Annotated in this window: 18 protein-coding genes; 14 read left to right on the top strand and 4 right to left on the bottom strand. The window is 45.5% G+C overall.

Annotation, left to right across the window (positions count from 1 at the left end; all coding sequences use genetic code 11):
* Positions 1–127: 127 nt before the first annotated feature.
* On the bottom strand, positions 128–1,474 hold the full coding sequence (gene dnaA / locus BLV90_RS12465) for a chromosomal replication initiator protein DnaA (RefSeq protein ID WP_091741532.1): 1,347 nt from the start codon (positions 1,472–1,474) through the stop codon (positions 128–130).
* Positions 1,475–2,026: 552 nt separating this feature from the next.
* On the opposite strand from dnaA, the gene rpmH reads away from it, so the two are divergent.
* From rpmH to rsmG, 8 genes are all read left to right on the top strand, one after another.
* Positions 2,027–2,161, top strand: coding sequence for a 50S ribosomal protein L34 (rpmH, locus tag BLV90_RS12470; RefSeq protein ID WP_073154615.1), 135 nt, complete (start codon positions 2,027–2,029; stop codon positions 2,159–2,161).
* 96 nt (positions 2,162–2,257) lie between these two features.
* Positions 2,258–2,635 (top strand): ribonuclease P protein component, encoded by a 378-nt coding sequence (gene rnpA, locus BLV90_RS12475; RefSeq protein WP_091741535.1) that lies wholly within the window; start codon positions 2,258–2,260, stop codon positions 2,633–2,635.
* A complete protein-coding gene (gene yidD, locus BLV90_RS12480; RefSeq protein WP_091741538.1) occupies positions 2,632–2,841 on the top strand; it encodes a membrane protein insertion efficiency factor YidD in 210 nt (69 codons plus the stop codon). Before rnpA ends, yidD begins: the two co-directional genes overlap by 4 nt.
* Before the next feature lie 129 nt (positions 2,842–2,970).
* Positions 2,971–3,669 carry a membrane protein insertase YidC gene (gene yidC / locus BLV90_RS12485; protein ID WP_091741744.1) on the top strand — a complete coding sequence of 233 codons (699 nt, stop codon included), beginning with the start codon at positions 2,971–2,973 and terminating at the stop codon, positions 3,667–3,669.
* A 5-nt stretch (positions 3,670–3,674) separates the two neighbouring features.
* Positions 3,675–4,295, top strand: a complete 621-nt coding sequence (jag, locus tag BLV90_RS12490) for an RNA-binding cell elongation regulator Jag/EloR (protein WP_342707325.1) — start codon at positions 3,675–3,677, stop codon at positions 4,293–4,295.
* Positions 4,296–4,489: 194 nt separating this feature from the next.
* Positions 4,490–5,866, top strand: a complete 1,377-nt coding sequence (gene mnmE, locus BLV90_RS12495; protein ID WP_091741544.1) for a tRNA uridine-5-carboxymethylaminomethyl(34) synthesis GTPase MnmE — start codon at positions 4,490–4,492, stop codon at positions 5,864–5,866.
* A gap of 13 nt (positions 5,867–5,879) precedes the next feature.
* On the top strand, positions 5,880–7,766 hold the full coding sequence (mnmG, locus tag BLV90_RS12500; RefSeq protein WP_091741548.1) for a tRNA uridine-5-carboxymethylaminomethyl(34) synthesis enzyme MnmG: 1,887 nt from the start codon (positions 5,880–5,882) through the stop codon (positions 7,764–7,766).
* A 306-nt stretch (positions 7,767–8,072) separates the two neighbouring features.
* Positions 8,073–8,792 carry a 16S rRNA (guanine(527)-N(7))-methyltransferase RsmG gene (gene rsmG / locus BLV90_RS12505; RefSeq protein ID WP_091741550.1) on the top strand — a complete coding sequence of 240 codons (720 nt, stop codon included), beginning with the start codon at positions 8,073–8,075 and terminating at the stop codon, positions 8,790–8,792.
* 413 nt (positions 8,793–9,205) lie between these two features.
* Here the strand turns inward: rsmG and BLV90_RS12515 are convergent, their stop codons facing one another.
* Together BLV90_RS12515 and BLV90_RS12520 are read right to left on the bottom strand one after the other, a co-directional pair.
* The gene (locus BLV90_RS12515; RefSeq protein WP_091741557.1) at positions 9,206–10,759 is read right to left on the bottom strand and encodes a hypothetical protein; all 1,554 of its coding nucleotides are present in this window, start codon (positions 10,757–10,759) and stop codon (positions 9,206–9,208) included.
* Between the two features lie 158 nt (positions 10,760–10,917).
* Positions 10,918–12,111: a ParM/StbA family protein gene (locus tag BLV90_RS12520; RefSeq protein ID WP_091741560.1), complete on the bottom strand. Its 1,194-nt coding sequence runs from the start codon at positions 12,109–12,111 to the stop codon at positions 10,918–10,920.
* An 802-nt stretch (positions 12,112–12,913) separates the two neighbouring features.
* Here BLV90_RS12520 and noc point away from each other — a divergent pair.
* From noc to BLV90_RS12550, 6 genes are all read left to right on the top strand, one after another.
* Positions 12,914–13,735, top strand: coding sequence for a nucleoid occlusion protein (gene noc / locus BLV90_RS12525; RefSeq protein WP_091741564.1), 822 nt, complete (start codon positions 12,914–12,916; stop codon positions 13,733–13,735).
* 70 nt (positions 13,736–13,805) lie between these two features.
* Positions 13,806–14,567: a ParA family protein gene (locus BLV90_RS12530; protein WP_091741568.1), complete on the top strand. Its 762-nt coding sequence runs from the start codon at positions 13,806–13,808 to the stop codon at positions 14,565–14,567.
* Entirely contained in the window at positions 14,560–15,423 is an 864-nt protein-coding gene (locus tag BLV90_RS12535) for a ParB/RepB/Spo0J family partition protein (RefSeq protein ID WP_091741571.1), read from the top strand. The genes BLV90_RS12530 and BLV90_RS12535 overlap by 8 nt, the downstream gene beginning before the upstream one ends.
* 106 nt (positions 15,424–15,529) lie before the next feature.
* The gene (locus BLV90_RS12540; protein WP_342707323.1) at positions 15,530–16,681 is read left to right on the top strand and encodes an aminotransferase class V-fold PLP-dependent enzyme; all 1,152 of its coding nucleotides are present in this window, start codon (positions 15,530–15,532) and stop codon (positions 16,679–16,681) included.
* 46 nt (positions 16,682–16,727) lie between these two features.
* Complete coding sequence (locus tag BLV90_RS12545; RefSeq protein ID WP_177168048.1) at positions 16,728–17,252, top strand: DUF4446 family protein; 525 nt, start codon at positions 16,728–16,730, stop codon at positions 17,250–17,252.
* 35 nt (positions 17,253–17,287) lie between these two features.
* Positions 17,288–18,175, top strand: a complete 888-nt coding sequence (locus BLV90_RS12550) for a diacylglycerol/lipid kinase family protein (protein ID WP_091741592.1) — start codon at positions 17,288–17,290, stop codon at positions 18,173–18,175.
* 227 nt (positions 18,176–18,402) lie between these two features.
* Here the strand turns inward: BLV90_RS12550 and yyaC are convergent, their stop codons facing one another.
* Entirely contained in the window at positions 18,403–18,996 is a 594-nt protein-coding gene (gene yyaC, locus BLV90_RS12555; protein ID WP_091741595.1) for a spore protease YyaC, read from the bottom strand.
* Between the last annotated feature and the right edge of the window lie 91 nt (positions 18,997–19,087).

Below are 19,087 nucleotides of genomic sequence, written 5' to 3' on the forward strand. Positions count from 1 at the left end.
GCTGTGAATATGTGAATAAGTCCATTTTTCCCTTGGTATCTATGGCTGGATCGCTGTTGAAAACTTGTGTAAAGGTTGATCCTGGTTGTCCACATTCTACACAGGCGCACACTAAGGAAGGGGAAAGTTATCCCCGTTGTAACTGTTGTTTAATATCGTCAAGAGCCTTTTGTAAACTACGATCCATCGATTGGGTACGAGTAATCTTTTCATAGGCATGGATCACCGTCGTATGATCCCGTCCACCAAACTCTTCACCAATTTTAGGGAGGGAACAATCGGTTAATTCCCGAGAAAGATACATCGCGATTTGCCGAGGCAGTGCTACGTTCTTCGTCCGTTTCTTTCCTTTGAGGTCCTCTACACGCATATGGTAGTAGGCACTTACTGTCTGCTGAATCTCAGGAATCCCTACGATTTTGGGTTGTGCATTCCCGATAATATCCTTTAAAGCTTCTGCTGCGAGTTCCGTCGTGACAGGCTGGTTCATCAGAGCGGAGTAGGCGACCACCCGAATCAAGGCGCCTTCCAATTCACGAATGTTGGTATCAATGCGATCCGCGACAAAGGCCATCACTTCACTGTCGATGTCCAAATTATCCGCGATCGCTTTTTTTCGTAAGATAGCAATTCGCGTTTCTAGGTTTGGAGGTTGGATATCTGTGATCAATCCCCATTCAAAACGGGAGCGAAGACGATCTTCCAATGTAGGAATTGCTTTTGGTGGCCGATCACTAGAGATCACAATTTGCTTCGATTCTTCATGAAGGGCATTAAAGGTGTGGAAAAACTCCTCTTGAGTCTGTTCCTTACCCGCAAGGAACTGGATATCATCGATCAACAAGATATCCACATTTCGATACTTATTACGGAAGTCATCCGTTCGATTATCTCGTATCGAGTTAATAAATTCATTGGTAAATTTCTCTGAAGAGAGATAAACCACCTGGGTATGGGAAGGATGAGATTGGACATAGTTTCCAATGGCATGCATCAAATGGGTTTTACCCAATCCAACTCCCCCATAAACAAAAAGGGGATTATATGCCTTTGCCGGTGCTTCGGCAACAGCGAGGGAAGCGGCGTGGGCAAAGCGATTGCCAGAACCGATAACAAAGGTATCAAAGGTGTAGCGAGAGTTCAGCATCGTTTTAGGAGCTTCAGGTTCGGTAGGGGGCACATCCTGGGGAGTTGCTTTTTCTTCTTCTCCTTCTGGCCGAACGGCGGCGTGAGTAATAAATTGGACGCCGATCACAGAGCCAGTTACTTCCTGCAAAGTATCGCGGACGAGATTGGCATAACGAGACTCCAGCCAGTCCCGGGCAAATTCGTTGGGGGCAGAGATAACGAGCGTGTCTTCTCGATAATCCACAGCTTCTGTAGCTTGTAACCAGGTTTCAAAACTGGGTTTGGATAACTTTTCTTGGATATGTTCCAACGCTTGAGCCCATAGTTCTTGAATATGTGTCTCCATTAGGTGCCTCCTTTCAAAGAATTTTTTTTCAACAGGGATATCCACATGATGATCTGTTTATGTACTGTGGAACGCCGAATTCTACACATTATCCACAAGGTTGTGGAAAGCTTTTTCCCCAAGCACCTGTGGATTATCCACATACTTGTCCACAGGGTGTGCATAACTTGGTGTCGAAAAAACAGTTATCCACTGTGGAAAACACACATATCTTATCAAATTTACGGAGTGATCACAATGGATTCAGCAATCTTTACCCATGATCCACAGGTTGTGGGAAAGTAACTGTTCACAGCCGTGAAAATTGTGGATAAACCGGGGATATCGTTGTGGATGAAAAAGTGGGACCAGAGTTATCCACATGTGGATAGTGGAAGATGAGATTCCTTGACAACCTTTTCTTTACACCGCTATAATAAATAAGAATGTCAACCGAGAGGATCGGTCTGACGAAATCTGGACATCGGAAAGGAGGCTACCTGGTCTGTAGAGTTGGAGCGTCTCCGGGTAGGATGATTTGACCCTCTGCAAGAGTGATCAGGTGCAACTATAATGAAACGAACATTTCAGCCGAGCAATCGCCGTCGTAAAAACGTGCATGGTTTCCGTGAGCGGATGAGCACGAAAAATGGCCGCAGAGTATTGCGAAATCGCCGTCGTAAGGGCAGAAAAGTATTGTCTGCTTAAGGCCACTTGTTCATAGTGGCTTTTTTTCATATGGGTATAGGGTGGACAAGTCTGGTCTTATACTGGAAATGAAGTCCGGCGGAGAGGGGGATTTCCGTGCAGCGTGAGTATCGGTTAAGGCGGCGGAATGACTTCCGGCGGGCTTTCCGTTTAGGAACGTCGACAGCGAATCGGCAGTTTGTGGTCTACCGAAGCCCTGGAGCAGGCCCTGATTCGATCCGAATCGGGATTTCTGTCAGCCGTAAGGTTGGGAATGCTGTTGTACGGAATCGAATTAAACGATTAGTCAAGGAAATAACCCGGCAATGGATGGATCGATTGCCTGACAATGTGGATTTGATTGTCATCGCCCGTAAACCAGCGGCAGAAATGGATTATCAACAAATGCATTCCAGTCTACGTCATCTGTTTCGTAAATCCTGTCTTCTTACGAAGGAGACGGAAAGGATGCGTAATCGGGGGGATAGTGGATGAAACGACTTGCCCTCGGATTGATCCGTTTTTATCAACGTGTTCTATCTCCATTAAAACCACCGACTTGTCGGTTTGCTCCAACTTGTTCACAGTATGGATGGATCGCTATCTCCCGCTATGGTGTCTGGAAGGGAGGCTGGATGACGATCAAGCGAATCTTAAAATGTCATCCCTTCCATCCAGGTGGATATGATCCAGTTCCTTGATGTTATATTCTTTATTTAAAGTATGATTAGGCTCATTCTAAATGGAGCTAATCATGATCGAAGGAGGAGTCATCCTTGCGGAGACGTCGTGTCTTAGTGGCGTTGGTGCTGATTGTAGCGGTACTGGCGATGGCGGGTTGTTCGCCGACTACCCCAACAAAAAGCAACATAGATATTGATAAGCCTAAAGGGGTTTGGCAGACATACTTTGTAGTGCCTCTCATGAAGGCATTGGAGGCAACCGGCAAAGCACTAAATAGCTATGGACTTGCTATTCTGGTGGTTACCGTGGGAATTCGTTTATTGTTATTACCTCTTACTTTGAAACAGATGAAAAGTTCAAAAGCGATGCAGGCGATCCAACCCGAAATGACCAAACTACGGGAGAAATATAAAAACAATCAGCAAAAGATGCAGGAAGAGACGATGAAGCTCTTCCAGAAACATAATGTGAATCCCTTGGCGGGTTGTTTGCCTCTCATCGTACAAATGCCGATTCTTATTGCTTTTTATCAAGCGATTATTAATGATAAAGCTCTCAATCAGGCTGACTTCTTGTGGCTTCAATTGGGTGTACACGATCCACTATACATCCTACCGGTTCTAGCTGCGGTAACAACGTATCTGCAATCCGTAATGATGGGGATGGGTGATAATCCCCAAGCACGTGCTTTCCTCTATATCATGCCTATAATGATTTTCGTACTCGCCTTTAATTTCCCAGCGGCCCTGGCCTTGTACTGGGTGTATGGTAACCTGTTCCAAATGGTTCAGTACTATTTCATCGGGGACAAATTTAAGGCGAAACGGGAGGGTGCAGCCGGTTGAATAAAGTGACCGTGACGGGTAAAACGGTGGAATTGGCGGTGGAGGAGGCCCTCGGCCGCCTTTCCGTATCTCGGGATCAAGTAACGATCACCGTTCTTGAGGAGCCTAAAAAGGGATTTCTCGGTTGGATCGGTGGGCGGGATGCCAAGGTAGAAGTGAGGATTCTCCCTTCACCTGTCGAGAAAGTGGAATCCTTTTTGCGGGAGGTTCTCGATGGGATGGGTCTTCGGTCCGTTCGGTTAGAGATCGAACAACAATCGGATCATGTCCTTGTTAATTTTGTTGGGGATGAGTTGGGGATACTGATTGGTCGTAGAGGACAGACCTTAGATGCGCTTCAATACCTGACGAGCATCGTGGCCAATAAAGCACCAGGAGGTTACATCCGCTTTGTGTTGGATGCAGAGGGGTATCGCAAGCGCCGTGAGGAATCCCTCTTGCGGTTGGCTGATCAGATAGCGCGACAGGTGATGCGAAATAAAAAAACAATCACCCTAGAACCGATGAATCCCATGGAACGCAAAGTGATCCACACCCAGATACAGAAACAAAAAGAACTGACCACAGCAAGTGAGGGGAAAGAACCCCATCGCAGAGTTGTCGTCAGTTGGAAAACATCAAAGTAAACCCGTTACGGCATACGCTAACTCCCATCAGGGAGTTTTTTTCGTAGATGACGTTTGTTTTCTTTTCCAATAACCGTATGCTATGATAAATTGTTAGGAATCAAGCATGAACTTGCATAGGCGGATGAATGCCATGGGTTAATTAATTAATGGATGTGCCATCATATATTGACTAATGTTTTGAGGTGAAGGTAATGGAAACGGACACGATTGCGGCTATCGCTACAACGGTGGGCGAGGCAGGCATCGCGGTGATCCGAATAAGTGGTCCGGAATCGATCGCGGTCGTGGATCGTCTATATCAAGGAAAAGAACCCCTCGGGGAGTTGGATACCCATACGGTCCGCTATGGACATATGACTGACCCAGCGACGAAACAATCGATTGATGAAGTCCTTGTCACAGTGATGCGAGCTCCCCGAACCTTCACCCGTGAAGATGTGGTGGAGGTCAGCTGTCACGGGGGGATGATCCCTGTACAGAAGGTGCTGGAAACCCTCCTTGCTACGGGTGTACGCCTTGCGGAGCCCGGCGAATTTACCAAACGGGCGTTTATGAACGGACGCATCGACCTCTCCCAGGCAGAGGGTGTAATGGATTTGATCCGCTCCAAGACGGATCGGGCGGCACAGGTGGCGATTCAACAGGCTGATGGTCGATTATCCCGTCTGATTCAGCGGCTGCGGCAGGATATTTTGGAGAGTTTAGCCCATCTGGCGGTAAATGTGGATTATCCTGAGTATGATGCGGAACAAATGACAGCGGAGCGGATGTTGACGAAATCCCGTGAAGTGGAACAAGCGCTTCAGGGCTTGTTAACAACGGCTCGCCAGGGTAAGATTCTTCGGGAAGGGATCGGGACAGTGATCATCGGACGACCCAATGTGGGGAAATCTTCTCTGCTGAATGCCCTCGCCCATGAGAATCGAGCCATTGTGACGGATATTCCAGGAACGACCCGGGATGTGATCGAAGAGTTTGTCAATGTGCGTGGGATTCCCCTCCGTTTAGTAGATACAGCTGGAATTCGTGAAACAGAGGATATTGTTGAGAAACTCGGGGTAGAACGTTCTCATCAAGCCCTTTCCCGTGCAGATTTAGTTCTTTTACTGCTGAATCATTCCGAGGAGTTAGGGGACGAGGACCGAAAGCTAGTAGAATTGGCACGGCAACATTCTACCATTGTGGTCGTTAATAAAACGGACCTTGCTCCCCGGTTGGATTTAGAAGAGGTACGTTCCTTGATTGGCGATCTTCCGTTGATTACAACCTCGGTGACGGAGGAGAAAGGTTTAGATGCACTGGAGCAGGCGATTGCTGATCGGTTCCTTGGAGGAACGATCCAATCAGTAGATGCTACTTATGTAACCAATACACGCCATATTCATTTGTTAAAAGAGGCTCAGCAACATGTACGGGATGCGATTGAAGGCATTGAGCAGGAGATGCCGCTCGATATGATTGAGATTGATCTGAAGAATGCATGGGTTTCCCTTGGGGAAATTATCGGTGATGCTGTAGCGGAAGATTTGATCGATCAGATTTTTTCCCAGTTTTGTCTGGGCAAGTGAGGAGGCTATTAAAATGCCTGTTTCGAAAGAGCATTATGATGTGATTGTCATCGGGGCTGGTCATGCAGGATGTGAAGCGGCACTTGCCTCGGCTCGAATGGGATGTAAGACCTTATTATTGACACTCAGTTTAGATACGATAGCTTATATGCCCTGTAACCCCTCTGTGGGTGGACCTGCTAAGGGGCATGTGGTGCGGGAAGTGGATGCCCTCGGTGGTGAGATGGGGAAAAATATTGATAAAACCCATATCCAGATGCGGATGCTCAACACAGGTAAAGGCCCTGCGGTATATGCGCTTCGGGCCCAAGCTGATAAAGTGCTTTATCAACAAGAGATGAAAAAGGCCCTAGAGGAAGAACCCCATCTGACTCTTCATCAAAATATGGTGGAACGATTGATTGTAGAGGATGGAGTTTGTAAGGGAGTGGTTACCCGTACGGGTGCTTTGTACTATGCGACCGCTGTGGTACTGACAACGGGGACGTACCTACGTGGAAAGATTATTATTGGGGATCTCTCCTACGAAAGTGGTCCAAATAACCAACAACCCGCAGTGGAACTAGCCCACCATCTCTTGGAATTAGGTTTTCAGACTGTACGTTTCAAAACAGGAACACCGCCGCGGGTTAATAAACAAACCGTTGCAACAGATAAAATGGAAATTCAACCGGGGGATAAAGAGCTACGTGCCTTCTCCTATGAAACAACGGAATATATTACTGACCAACTTCCTTGTTGGCTAACGTATACCAATGAGAAGACCCATGAATTTATCCGTGATAATCTGCATCGGGCTCCGATGTATTCGGGGAAGATTGAGGGTCAAGGACCACGTTACTGTCCCTCTATTGAAGATAAAATTGTCCGATTTGCGGATAAGGACCGCCATCAGATTTTCTTGGAGCCTGAGGGTCGGGAAACTTTGGAGATGTATGTACAGGGACTCTCCACTAGCCTCCCTGAGGAGATCCAACAACCCCTCCTACGAACGATCCCTGGCTTAGAAAAGGCGGAGATGATGCGGACAGGGTATGCGATTGAGTACGATGCTATCGTCCCCACGCAACTATGGCCGAGCCTAGAAACAAAGCAGGTAGCTGGCCTCTTTACTGCTGGGCAGATCAATGGGACTTCGGGCTATGAGGAGGCCGCTGCCCAGGGAATGATGGCTGGGATCAATGCGGGCCGTAAGGTACAAAGGAAAGAAGCGATTATTCTGGATCGTTCCCAGGCCTATATCGGAGTGTTAATTGATGATTTAGTAACAAAGGGGACCAATGAGCCCTATCGACTTCTCACCTCTCGTGCAGAGTACCGCTTGTTGTTGCGTCACGATAATGCGGATCTGCGTTTAACGGATATTGGACGAGAAGTAGGTCTGATTTCTGATGAGCGTTATCAACGTTTCCTCGTAAAACGGGAGGCAACCGAGAAGGAGATCGCGCGGTTACGTGAGACACGGGTGAAGCCATCCTCTGAAGTGCTGGCCTTGCTGGCCGAAGTGGGTTCAAGCCCAATCGATAATGCAGTTGAGTTGGCTCAATTGATTAAACGGCCGGAGATTCGCTACGAGCATATCGTTCAGCTTTCTCCTCCTGCAGCATCAGTGACCCCCGATGTCGCGGAGCAGGTGGAGATCCAATTGAAATATGAGGGGTATATTAAAAAATCACTGCAACAAGTAGAAAAGATGAGCAAGATGGAGAATAAGCGGATTCCTGATGGAATTGACTATTCACTGGTGAATGGTCTCTCCACTGAGGCAAAGGAGAAGTTGATGAAGGTCCGTCCACTCTCCCTTGGGCAAGCATCCCGAATTTCAGGAGTAAACCCAGCGGATATTTCGATCTTACTGATCTATATTGAGCAGGGGGTTAAACGCCGAGCGGGTGTCTAAGAAGGTTAGATGAGTCCGCCGAAGTGGCGGGCTTTTTTCACTGAATGAGATAGATAAGCGATGGTGAATACGATTGGCTCAGGAACTGAAGTTCAGGTGTGATGGATTTTCATTCAACTGAGTCGAGGAAGTCGAGGAAGTCGAGGAGCAGGACTTAGCATAAGCTTCCCTAGCATTGTCCCTGCTTGACTTCGTAAAAGCAAGGTTCACTATCCCTGATTTGGTGCGACGTCAACTGGTTAATCAACATGCCTGATACCATGCCTAAGGGATTTAGATAGATCATTAACCGGAAGGAGTAGGTAGATGGAAAATAGAGAGTGGCTACAAGAAGAAGCGGCCTCCCAATTAAATGTGGATTTGAATGAGAGACAATTGGATCAGTTTGAAACCTACCTCACCCACTTGCTTGAGGTTAATCAACACATGAATTTGACGGCAATCACCGATAAAAAAGAAGTCTATATCAAGCATTTCTATGATTCTCTTGCTCTAGCAACCCATGTGAATATGAAGGAAATCTCCTCAATCATCGATGTGGGTACAGGTGCTGGATTTCCTGGACTAGCGTTAAAGATTGCTTTTCCGGAGATCCGTTTAGTGCTATTGGACTCTCTCCAAAAGCGTATATCGTTTTTGAAGGGAGTGGCGGAAACCTGTGGACTGAAGGATGTAGAGGCGGTACATGGACGGGCAGAGGAGACCGGTCAAAATACACTGTATAGAGAGAAATTTGATCTAGCAACGGCACGTGCAGTTGCTAAATTAAATGTTCTCTCAGAATACTGTCTTCCCTTTGTACGTCTAGATGGTTTCTTTGCTGCGATGAAAGGTCCGGATATTCAGGAGGAACTCTCCTTAGGAAAAAAGGCTGTTGTGAAGTTAGGAGGCACGATTACCGAAACACACACCTTATCATTACCCGAGGAAATGGGTGATCGTTCTATTATTCTAGTGAAAAAAGGATCCTCTACACCCAAATCATACCCTCGAAAAGCAGGAACCCCCCAACGAAAACCTTTGTAATAAGGGATAACCATCGAACAATGTAGTTAATTTGACAGATAGCCAGTTAGAGAGGAAACGGAACATCAAGTTGATACTATCCCCTCCAGGTTAACAGTAGAGGCGCGCTTCTTACTGTTAACCTGGAGGGGATTTTCATTGGAGATGAGTATGCGTATCGTTTGCAAAAATCAGATGAGATTTCTTGGGAAATAACTCAATACTATCATGGCCCCTTGTAGTCGTATCATGAGTGCCATCCCTGTTGAAACGGGTAATTGATGTTTTTCCAGAGGGATTGATTTCTCGATATTTTCCGGGAAAGATCGTCATATTTCCTGGGGAATAATGATGGGTGCGATTAATTTCCCAGGCGTCCTCCAAAAATGAAGAAACCGCCCGATTGTTGTCAAATAGGCGGTTTACTTGTGGGGTTACCCCAGGTTATTAATCAAGTTGTGTAATCCACGCAAAGCAAGTTTGCGTTTCTCCAATTGCTCAGATTGAGGATTGTTTTGCGCAAAGGGTTCTTGTAGATCCTCATAGGATTGTCCAAAGGGATCTTCGATATCAATACTATCCCGTTTGAGCCCCGTGGAGTTTTGCAATATATTACGAGCGGCTTCTCCCATAAAAGGGGAGGGTTCTTTTCCTTTTATCGATGGAGGAGCTTGGGTCTGAGAGACAGGTTTCAGCTGCTCCTTTTGAGATTCTGTTCTCTTTGGAAAGGGTGAAGGTGATTGGTGCTTATTGCTCTCCTGTTTCTGTGTAGAGGAGAGAGGTCTCTTTGCTTGGGTGGTTTGATTATTGGATGATTCTCGACTTTTTTTGCTCCGAGAGAAGGGCTCATAAGTTATTTTTCTAAAGGAAGATGCATGATTTTCATCAGGTGATGAGGCTTCCTGGGTGTTTGCTGATGAAGTTGGAGCTTCAATCTTACGGGAAGATTGAGGCGCTTTCCAAACAATAGCGCCCTCAACATGATCCTCATCTGGAACAGGTGATGGACGTTCAGGTTTCAGACCAAAGGGTCGTAGGTTACCCAAAGGTGTGGATCGGTTTAGTAAAGATTCTTCACTCTCTTGAGAGCGTTTAGGCTTTGTAGGTCCCTGAGGAGATTCCCGTTGATTAAATTTGGTTTCTAAAGGAGTTTTAGAAGGCGAAGACGGGTTTGTTGGTTCTAATTCCTCAGAGGATTCACTAGAAATTGAAGTTGAATTTAGCCCCCAAGTAGATGGCGGTTGTGCTTCTATATGATCGGATTCTTCTTGTCGATAGGGAGAAGGGGCGATATTCTCCTCCGCTTGTTTCCACGAAGGTGGGGATTCCTTTTGTCGATAGGAGCCTGGTCTTCGTAGATTGAGCTCTCGTTCTTTTATTACAGGTTGGGAAAATAGAGAAGAGCTCTCACTCTTTGTGTCTAAACTATTTGATTGGGATGATTTGTCGATGGATGGTTTGTTTTGTTGGAAACTAAAAATATTAGGAGTGCGATGGATCATTCTACTACGATTACGTAATTCCCGTTCACGTAGAATCTCAGATGGGTTGATCTCCTCCATATCGGTATATGCATCGCTAGAAGGATCTTCTTCATTAGAAGGATCTTCTTCAATAGACTCCTCATTTGGATAATAGATATCTCCCTCTCGGAGGGTATCCATGGTGTTAGGGTGATCTTCTGAGGATTGTAAAATATAGACGGAATGATGGGAAGATGTTTCAGCAGAAGACATGGGGGTCGAAGTGATGCAATCCACTTGGATGTCATCGGGTTGAACGATAAAGGCTTCTACCCCATGTGCCGGGCTTTGTCCGACGTTTGGCCCAGGAATAGGCGTACTGCACATTACTGATGCTACAGCACCTGGATGTAGTTGAAGCAAGAGAGTTGTTTTCCCAGAACGAGCTGCTTCTTTGGCAGCTTTTACTCCAGAAGGATCTGTGCTGATTACGATCATATCGTAGTCTGCTCCCGAGTGGGCCATGATAGATTCCCCTCCTTTTCCGGGGTGTAAGAAAGCGATCTCCTGTCACCGAAGGATAGTGAGGCGTCATGGTATATCGCCAGTGTCTACCCCTAACGATGATGGAATCCCCCAGAGCTAGGCCCTGGGGGAATGTAGGATTTTCTAGGTGCGGGCTGTTATTTTTTGACAGCTTTTTTTTCGCGATTCACCGCTGTTTCCGCTGAAGCGGGTACAGTAAATTCTTCCTGAATCGTTGACGCAACTTCTTGTTGCGATTTACTAGGTACCGAGCGATTCTTTGATTGCGTGAATTTGCAGAGACCAAAAGCATTCGCGAATTGAGCATCGATCCCATAATCTTCAGCGAAGATCAACTTTTCGCCGAACTGTTGCTGATAATGGTTTTTGAAGGGGATAGAAGATCCGCCTGTTAGGATGATATATGTAATATCATCGGCGTAATCCAACCGTGTCCAAACTTCATCGACTAAGGAAGTACCTACTTCTTCAATCGCTGCTTTTACGATATCGGATACATCGTATACGGTGCCCTTAAAACTAATCTCTCCGGAACGGATGATAGGATTTAAGCTCCATATCGGATAATCTTTACCCGTTTTTTCGGAATCTACATCCTTTGTGAACTCATTCAATCGTTGGGAGAGAAGGTGGTACACATTAATCATTGCGTGACGGGAAGTGAAGCTTTGACGCTTAATGATTGTCTCCCCATGAAGAGTTTCTACATCCGATGTTCCAAAGCCAAGATCATTAATGCTTACCTTTTGAATAAAGAGATCTTCATTGAGAAGCTGTCCTTCACGGTCGAGGGCAATATGGAAAAGAGTAGCCATTGGTTGGCTGATCACGTATAAATTTTCACGTTTAATTTCAAATTCAATCTTCCGATAAGGGAGGTTACCTTGTTTAATTTCAAAGCTGTGTTTTCCAATCAGACGCCGCTTTAATTCTTCTTTATAATCGATATAGCTGTCGGTAGGAAGAGCAACAGAGATCACAGGCTCTGCATCAGGATTTCCCTGTAACATCAGTCCGGTGCTGACACGGAACATAATGAGGTACTCTTGCTCGCGGAACCATGTTGGGCTAAACAGACGCCTTTCGTGAGAATCAAAGAGTTCGTCATCAGCAGATTGTTCAATGGCCAGTTTACCAACAAACCATTCTCTATCACTGTTGTTTTCCCGGTACATGATATTATGCGGATCATTGTTGTAGGTAATTTCGCCTACACGATTAGGTACCACCATGTTCCGAATAAACATTTTTAGAAACTTATCGTTGTTGCGACTAACCACTTTTGTGCCATAATACCCTTGATCATTCCCGATATATACAGGTGTACCCATGTTTCTACCTCCCCTTTATTTGTCGAAGGGCGTCACTTAACCTCACTTCTGATTCTATCAGTGCATTGTGAGTAGGGTCAACAAAAAAGGCGACATATTTGCCTTGTTTTTGACGTAATATGACATTGCATTGATCATATTTGTCGATATATGTATCCTATCGGATTTGCCGATTCATCTATTTTAGAAGAAATGGTTGGCTGTGTAAAAATGGGTGGGATAATCCAATGAGGTATGAAGACATTCAGGAAGTTGAGCGTGTTGTAAATCAAGCAAGTGAAATATGAGCGATTGGAAGCGCCTGAGATCAAAAAATAGGCGCTCCCAACGTATCTGATTTCTAGAAGGCTATTCATAATTGCAGAGTAATCAGGGATGTTCCACGTGAAACATCCCTGATTTATATAGGAGGGATTCCCTCATTTGAAGGCGTGGTAACAGGGAATTGGCAGGTGCTTTGTAGTTAGAGTCGAATATGTACTGTAATGAAACAAAGTGTAGGTTGGATGTATGCGAATTGAATCATTGTAGGTGTAGTATGTGTTATGAAAGAGAAGGTTTGAGAATCGAGCTACTCGGTTTTGTAGATGTGAAATTCTTTTTGATCCAGAGACGAAAATATAGGTGTGCTTCTTCTTGTAGAATGATAAAGTATCTGGGAAGGTGTCCATCTATTCCTGTAGAGATTGGCGAAACTTATCCACTTGCAGTTGATCTAAGAAAAAGATGCTTATCAATTTAGAGAGAACGCAGGCCAGTAATTAGCAAGAATTTGATACCAATATAGGTGGTGTGCACAAGTATGAGAGAGCCGTTCACTCGTCTGTTCGGCATAGCTGAGAAGGAAAATCAGAGTAAGGATGAAGTGAAACAGTTAGCTGTTCATCTCATCCAACCGAGTCCCTATCAGCCACGAACTATTTTTGATGATGATCGAATTGAAGAGTTATGTCAAAGCATCCGCACCCATGGGGTAATTCAGCCCATTGTGATCCGTTCGATCCGTGGGGGATATGAGCTGATCGCGGGTGAAAGGCGTCTACGTGCCGTTAAAAAATTAGGCATAGAGACGATTCCCGCAATTGTTCGCGAAATGAGCGATACAGAGGCGGCGTCTGCCTCGTTGATCGAGAATTTACAACGAGAAGGTCTTACCGCGATAGAGGAAGCTATAGCGTATCAGAAATTGATTGAATTACATGAGTTGACCCAAGAGAGCCTAGCCCAACGGTTAGGGAAGGGTCAATCAACTGTTGCCAATAAACTACGCCTATTGCACTTGCCTGAAGAGGTTCGTCAGGCTTTAATGCGTCGAGAAATTACTGAGCGCCATGCTCGGGCATTACTTGTCCTTAAAGAGTCAGATGCACAAATGCGGGTATTAGCAGAAGTAATTGAGAAGGAGCTCAATGTTAAACAGACAGAGGAGCGGATTCGCAAGTTGTTGGAAGCTCAGCCTCCACAGCCAAAAAAGAAACGGAAGTCCTTTTCTAGGGATGTACGAATTGCGATGAACACGATCCGGCAGTCAGTCGATATGGTAAAGGATTCTGGGTTAGCCGTAACTGCCGATGAGCAAGAATTTGAGGATTTCTATGAGGTAGTTATACGCATTCCAAAGTAAAGACCATGGGTGAAGGGTCATACAGCCAGGATAAGGATCACATCACAGTCATCGAATAGAGGTGTAAATGATGAGCCATGTAGTAGCGATTGCTAACCAGAAAGGGGGAGTGGGCAAGACAACCACTTCCATTAACCTGGGTGCTAGCCTAGCTAACCAGAAAAAGAAAACATTAATTGTGGATATTGATCCCCAAGGAAATACGACCTCTGGTTTAGGGGTAAATAAGGCCGAGGTTAACCAATGTATCTATGATGTATTGATCAATGAAATACCCATGCAAGAAGTGATTTTAAAAAGTTTCCATGAGGGTCTGGATATCATTCCTGCAACCATCGCCCTTGCAGGGGCTGAAATTGAATTGGTGAACACACTATCTCGTGAACTCCGCCTTAAGCGTGCGTTAAAAAGCATTCGTGGGCAATATGACTACATCTTAATTGATTGTCCCCCATCCTTGGGAGTATTAACGATCAACTCCTTAACAGCTGCGGATGCGGTGCTCATTCCAATTCAATGTGAATTTTACGCCTTGGAAGGGTTAGGGCAGTTGCTCAATACGGTACGCATTGTACAAAAACACTTAAATAAGCAATTAGAAATTGAAGGTGTGCTTTTGACAATGTTTGATGGACGAACGAACTTATCCGTGCAGGTAATGGATGAGGTGAAAAAATATTTCCAACAGAAAGTGTATCAGACGGTAATCCCACGAAATGTGCGACTTAGTGAGGCGCCCAGTCATGGAAAACCCATTCTTTCGTACGATGCTCGTTCTAAAGGGGCCGAGTGCTATGTAGCTTTGGCGAAGGAAGTGATGCAAAATGGCTAATAAAGGACTTGGCAAGGGATTAGATGCGCTTTTCCCAACAGCTAAAGCAGAGGAGGGAGAACAATTAAACGAAGTCTCGATTTCTGAATTGCGTCCTAATCCCTACCAACCTCGCAAGCAATTTGATCCAGAAGCGTTGGAAGAGCTGAAGGCGTCTATTCGGGAACATGGGGTTGTGCAGCCGTTAGTAGTTAGAAAAAGTATTCGCGGTTTTGAGATTGTTGCTGGTGAAAGGCGGTTTCGCGCGAGTAAGGAAATCGGTTTAACAGAAGTACCTGTTGTTATACGAGATTTTTCAGATGAGAATATGATGGAGATTGCGCTCATTGAGAATTTACAACGAGAAGATCTAAACTCGATGGAGATTGCTCAAGCGTATAAAAAATTGCAAAATCATCTTTCGCTCACCCAGGAAGAATTGGCTATGCGAGTAGGTAAGAGCCGTCCCCATGTTGCTAACTTCCTTCGTTTACTTCAGTTACCTGTGGAATTGCAAGAGAGTGTTTCACGTGGAACATTGTCAATGGGGCATGCTCGGGCGCTCCTTGGTGTCAAAGATCGAGATACAATGATCTTGCTGGCAAAGAAAGTAGAAAAGCAAGAAGCGAGTGTACGTCAGTTAGAGGAATGGGTACAGCGAGGGGGGGCACTACAGCAAAAAAAGAAGAAAAACAAGAGAAGCGAAGAGGTTCCTGCAATATATAAGCGGTATGAGGATATGCTCCAGGAAGCGTACAGCACTCCCGTCCGTATTCGACAAGGGAGAAGAAAGGGAACGATTGAAATCGAATATTTCTCTCAACGTGAACTAGAACGATTGGTAGAGATATTACACAAGGAACGGATTGTCGATTGAGGAAGGATTGTTCAGGGATTGTTCAGGTGTGGTCAGTAAAAAATGAAAAATTGTAAGCCTCGTTCAGGTATCAACTCATGAAGCGACGGGTGAGAAGGGGTGTTTATTGCTGATCTATCTAGATAATGCGGCGACGACTTGGCCAAAGCCAAGGGATGTTGCCACAGAAATGGCGCGGTTTATCGAGGAGTGTGGAGCCAGTCCAGGACGTGGTGGTCATCGATTGGCGAGGGAGGCAAGTCAGTTGGTCGAAGAGACCCGTCTTGCTCTTGCTCGTTTATTTCATGCAGAGGCATCAGAGAATATCTGGTTTTGCCAAAATGGAACCCATGCAGTTAATCAGGCATGCAAAGGATGGTTACGTCCAGGGGACCATGTGATCAGCACTAGTTGGGAACATCATGCGGTAGCACGACCCTTAGCAGCACTAAGCAATCAGATGGGGATCGAAGTGACTCATATTGCTCCAGATACATTCGGACTGGTGGATTTGAATGCGATGGAGAAGGCGATAGGCCCTCGGACGCGGCTCATTGCCATTACCCATGGGTCTAATGTGACAGGTGCGATCTTGCCTGTAAAAGAAGTGGCTGATCTGGCACATCGTCATGGAGTGCCTTTGCTGGTGGATGCAGCACAGACAGCAGGTCGTGTGCCGATTGATGTGCAAGCCTTGGGAATCGATCTGCTTGCCTTCCCCGGGCATAAAGGGTTATTTGGGCCGCAAGGTACGGGGGGACTCTATGTGCGTTCGGGGATGTTATTAGAACCCCTTTATCAAGGGGGAACAGGCAATCAATCAGAAGAGCTAACTCCCCCCCTTGAACGACCTCAAAGCTATGAAAGTGGAACACAGAATGTTCCTGGGATAGTTGGCCTAAGAGCAGGCCTTCGATTCCTTGAAGATATGGGGATGGAAAGAATTCATCAAAAAGAGAAGGCGTTAACCGAGAGAATGCGTAGTAAGCTTTCAACTTTAACAGGAGTAAAACTCTATACACCTCCAACTTCATCACTAGCCGTTCTCTCTTTCAATATAGAAGGGGTGAATTGTGAGGAGGTAGCGGTTATTTTAGATCAACAATATGAAATCGCTGTACGAGCAGGTTTACATTGTGCGCTACTCGCTCATCAGACCAATGGTACGGCTACAACGGGTACGGTGCGAGTAAGCCCTGGTTTCTTTAACACGGAGGAAGAAGTTGATACCTTCTTACAAGCGATTGAAGAGATAGAAATGGCGTTTGCCGGATGGTAGATAAGTTTGAGGTTGCAGCATCAGGATGGGAAGGAGAACCATTGTTATGAAGGTTGAGCTTATTTATGAGGGGATACAACGTTATTTACCTGAAGTGATTCTTGTTGTTGTGGCACTGCAAGTGATCTTGCTCATATGGGGGATCTTGACCACAGTAAGATTGGGAAAACAAAAGCGAATGATTCGACAGTTAGCAAGGAAATTAGGAGAAGGGAAAGAATTAAAATCTCTTTTGGAGTCAGAAGAGATTGATGGAGATCTCGTGATCGCTCATTTACAAGGGATCCATGATCGTCTTACTCGATTAAAAGGTAAAATAGGCCTTGTCCGATACAATGCCATTGGGGAGCGTGCCTCTGATATGAGCTTCTCCCTAGCGCTTCTTGATGAAAATAAAGATGGGATCGTCATGAGTAGTCTATTTAGTAATCAAGGTGTATCGTATATTTATTCAAAACCTGTGCATGAGGGTGGATCTACCCACCGCTTATCCAAGGAAGAAGAACAGGCAATAACCCAAGCTTTGCAACCAGCAATAGAAGCGAAAAATCACTCGGTGAAGATGTTGTAGAACAATCGATATCAGTGAATCAGGAGAGATTCAGGATGATTGTTTTCATCGTTAACCCGATTTCTGGAATGAAAAGAGCACGTCGGGTATGGCCAATATTGGAGCGGCACTTGCAACAAAAAAACGTTTTATTTCAGAGATACTTTACCGAACGACCAGGACATGCGGTTGAATTAGCACGGAGAGCAGCTCGGGAACAAGTTGAAACCATAGTAGCAGTGGGTGGAGATGGTACTGTTCATGAAGTAGTAAACGGTTTGTACGGTATGGATACGAGACTTGGATATATTCCCATGGGTTCAGGGAACGATTTTGCCCGTGCCCAGTCGATCCCTTGGGATCCTGTAGAAGCATTGGAGCGGATTTTAGATGGACGTACAGCCCAGGTGGATACCGCTGATTTTTATGGAACAGAGGAATGCCAGGGGACAGTGGTGAGTACGGCGGGAATTGGCTTTGATGGAAGTGTTACACGATGGGTGAACCAGTTTCCTATAAAAAAATATTTGGGTAAGTGGTCCTATGTAGTAGGCGTGTTCCGTGTCTTATGGCAATTTCAACCCACTGAGGTTACGCTTTATTTGGATGGGAAAGAACATCAATTTAACAAAGCGTGGCTCGTCGCCGTTGCCAATATTGCTTTTTACGGTGGCGGAATGAAGATATGTCCGAGTGCTTCAAACGATGATGGTTTATTGGATATCTGCGTAGTCGACGGGATTAGTAAAGGAATGCTATTTCTTCGCATGTTTCCTCGCGTTTTTTTCGGCACTCATATTGGTCATCCTGCTGTTCATACCTTTCAAGCTCGTCAGGTTCGGATCGAATCGAGAAGAGAATTAGATATACAGATCGACGGTGAGAGCAAAGGAAAAACTCCGATTGAGTTTGCCATTCATCCATCCTCACTGAGAATCGGTTGAGTTCCTATGAAACGATGAGAATAAGCCGAACCACAAGGATCGGCTTATTCTCATGCTTTGTAGATAATCTTGGCCAATGATTGGATTCACAAAAAAAGCTCTTCTGTACGCTTCTCTAAGCCCGTTTAGTTTAGGTGGCTAGAAGTCATAGAGACCAGAAAAATAGAGTACCTGGCTCTAACTTCCTTACATGCATTAATAAGTACAATTAATCGATTACGTACTGCTTATTGAATGGGTGCGTGCTTTGCCATGCACGATTGTGTTGCAATTGCCAGTGCAGCAGAGATAATGTCAGCCATTTTCATCACGATACTGAGACGCGTGTTCTGAAGAACGAAGTACTCCATAAATCCAGCTACATTTACGATGCCAGTTATATGAATTTGGCCCACTTCGGGAAGTTGTTTATTTACCCCTGCCCCTGGTTTAAGCGGTCCATTTCCCACTTGGATCCAACCCACACTGGATAACTGTCCAAGACTAGCATCCACAGCAATGACGCGTGGAGAACGAAGATCCTTTTGCATCTTATGTAGTGTTTGACGTAGGTTTATCGCATGTACAGGCTCGTCCAACGTTCCATATATGCGAACGTTGGGAGAGGCGCTTTTTTCTAACTGAGAGCCGACTAGAGGACCGAGGGAATCTCCAGTGGAGCGGTCTGTACCGATACAAAGGATCGCACATTCACGGGTGGATGGGTACAGTTGGATGGCTTGACCTAACCAATCAGCACATTGATGCTTGGCACTAGGGTGACTATATTGGATACGAGGTGGCATAGAAAAAAAGGATCCGGAAGAAACCGGCTCTCGCATAGTAGTCGACCTCCGCGGGAAAATATTTCCTTACCAGTATACGGAAACGTATCGGCAAATATACATAGTAAGGACAACCAGGACAAGGGTG

Source organism: Marininema mesophilum (genome assembly GCF_900106775.1).
Classification (GTDB): domain Bacteria; phylum Bacillota; class Bacilli; order Thermoactinomycetales; family DSM-45169; genus Marininema; species Marininema mesophilum.

Coding starts and splice junctions, on each gene's coding strand:
- BLV90_RS12535 (WP_091741571.1), top strand. CDS start 14,560: ATGGCTAATAAAGGACTTGGCAAGGGATTAGATGCGCTTTTCCCAACA.
- yidD (WP_091741538.1), top strand. CDS start 2,632: ATGAAACGACTTGCCCTCGGATTGATCCGTTTTTATCAACGTGTTCTA.
- yidC (WP_091741744.1), top strand. CDS start 2,971: ATGGCGGGTTGTTCGCCGACTACCCCAACAAAAAGCAACATAGATATT.
- mnmE (WP_091741544.1), top strand. CDS start 4,490: ATGGAAACGGACACGATTGCGGCTATCGCTACAACGGTGGGCGAGGCA.
- BLV90_RS12530 (WP_091741568.1), top strand. CDS start 13,806: ATGAGCCATGTAGTAGCGATTGCTAACCAGAAAGGGGGAGTGGGCAAG.
- dnaA (WP_091741532.1), bottom strand. CDS start 1,474: ATGGAGACACATATTCAAGAACTATGGGCTCAAGCGTTGGAACATATC.
- BLV90_RS12550 (WP_091741592.1), top strand. CDS start 17,288: ATGATTGTTTTCATCGTTAACCCGATTTCTGGAATGAAAAGAGCACGT.
- noc (WP_091741564.1), top strand. CDS start 12,914: ATGAGAGAGCCGTTCACTCGTCTGTTCGGCATAGCTGAGAAGGAAAAT.
- BLV90_RS12545 (WP_177168048.1), top strand. CDS start 16,728: ATGAAGGTTGAGCTTATTTATGAGGGGATACAACGTTATTTACCTGAA.
- yyaC (WP_091741595.1), bottom strand. CDS start 18,996: ATGCGAGAGCCGGTTTCTTCCGGATCCTTTTTTTCTATGCCACCTCGT.
- mnmG (WP_091741548.1), top strand. CDS start 5,880: ATGCCTGTTTCGAAAGAGCATTATGATGTGATTGTCATCGGGGCTGGT.
- rsmG (WP_091741550.1), top strand. CDS start 8,073: ATGGAAAATAGAGAGTGGCTACAAGAAGAAGCGGCCTCCCAATTAAAT.
- BLV90_RS12520 (WP_091741560.1), bottom strand. CDS start 12,111: ATGGGTACACCTGTATATATCGGGAATGATCAAGGGTATTATGGCACA.
- BLV90_RS12515 (WP_091741557.1), bottom strand. CDS start 10,759: ATGGCCCACTCGGGAGCAGACTACGATATGATCGTAATCAGCACAGAT.
- rpmH (WP_073154615.1), top strand. CDS start 2,027: ATGAAACGAACATTTCAGCCGAGCAATCGCCGTCGTAAAAACGTGCAT.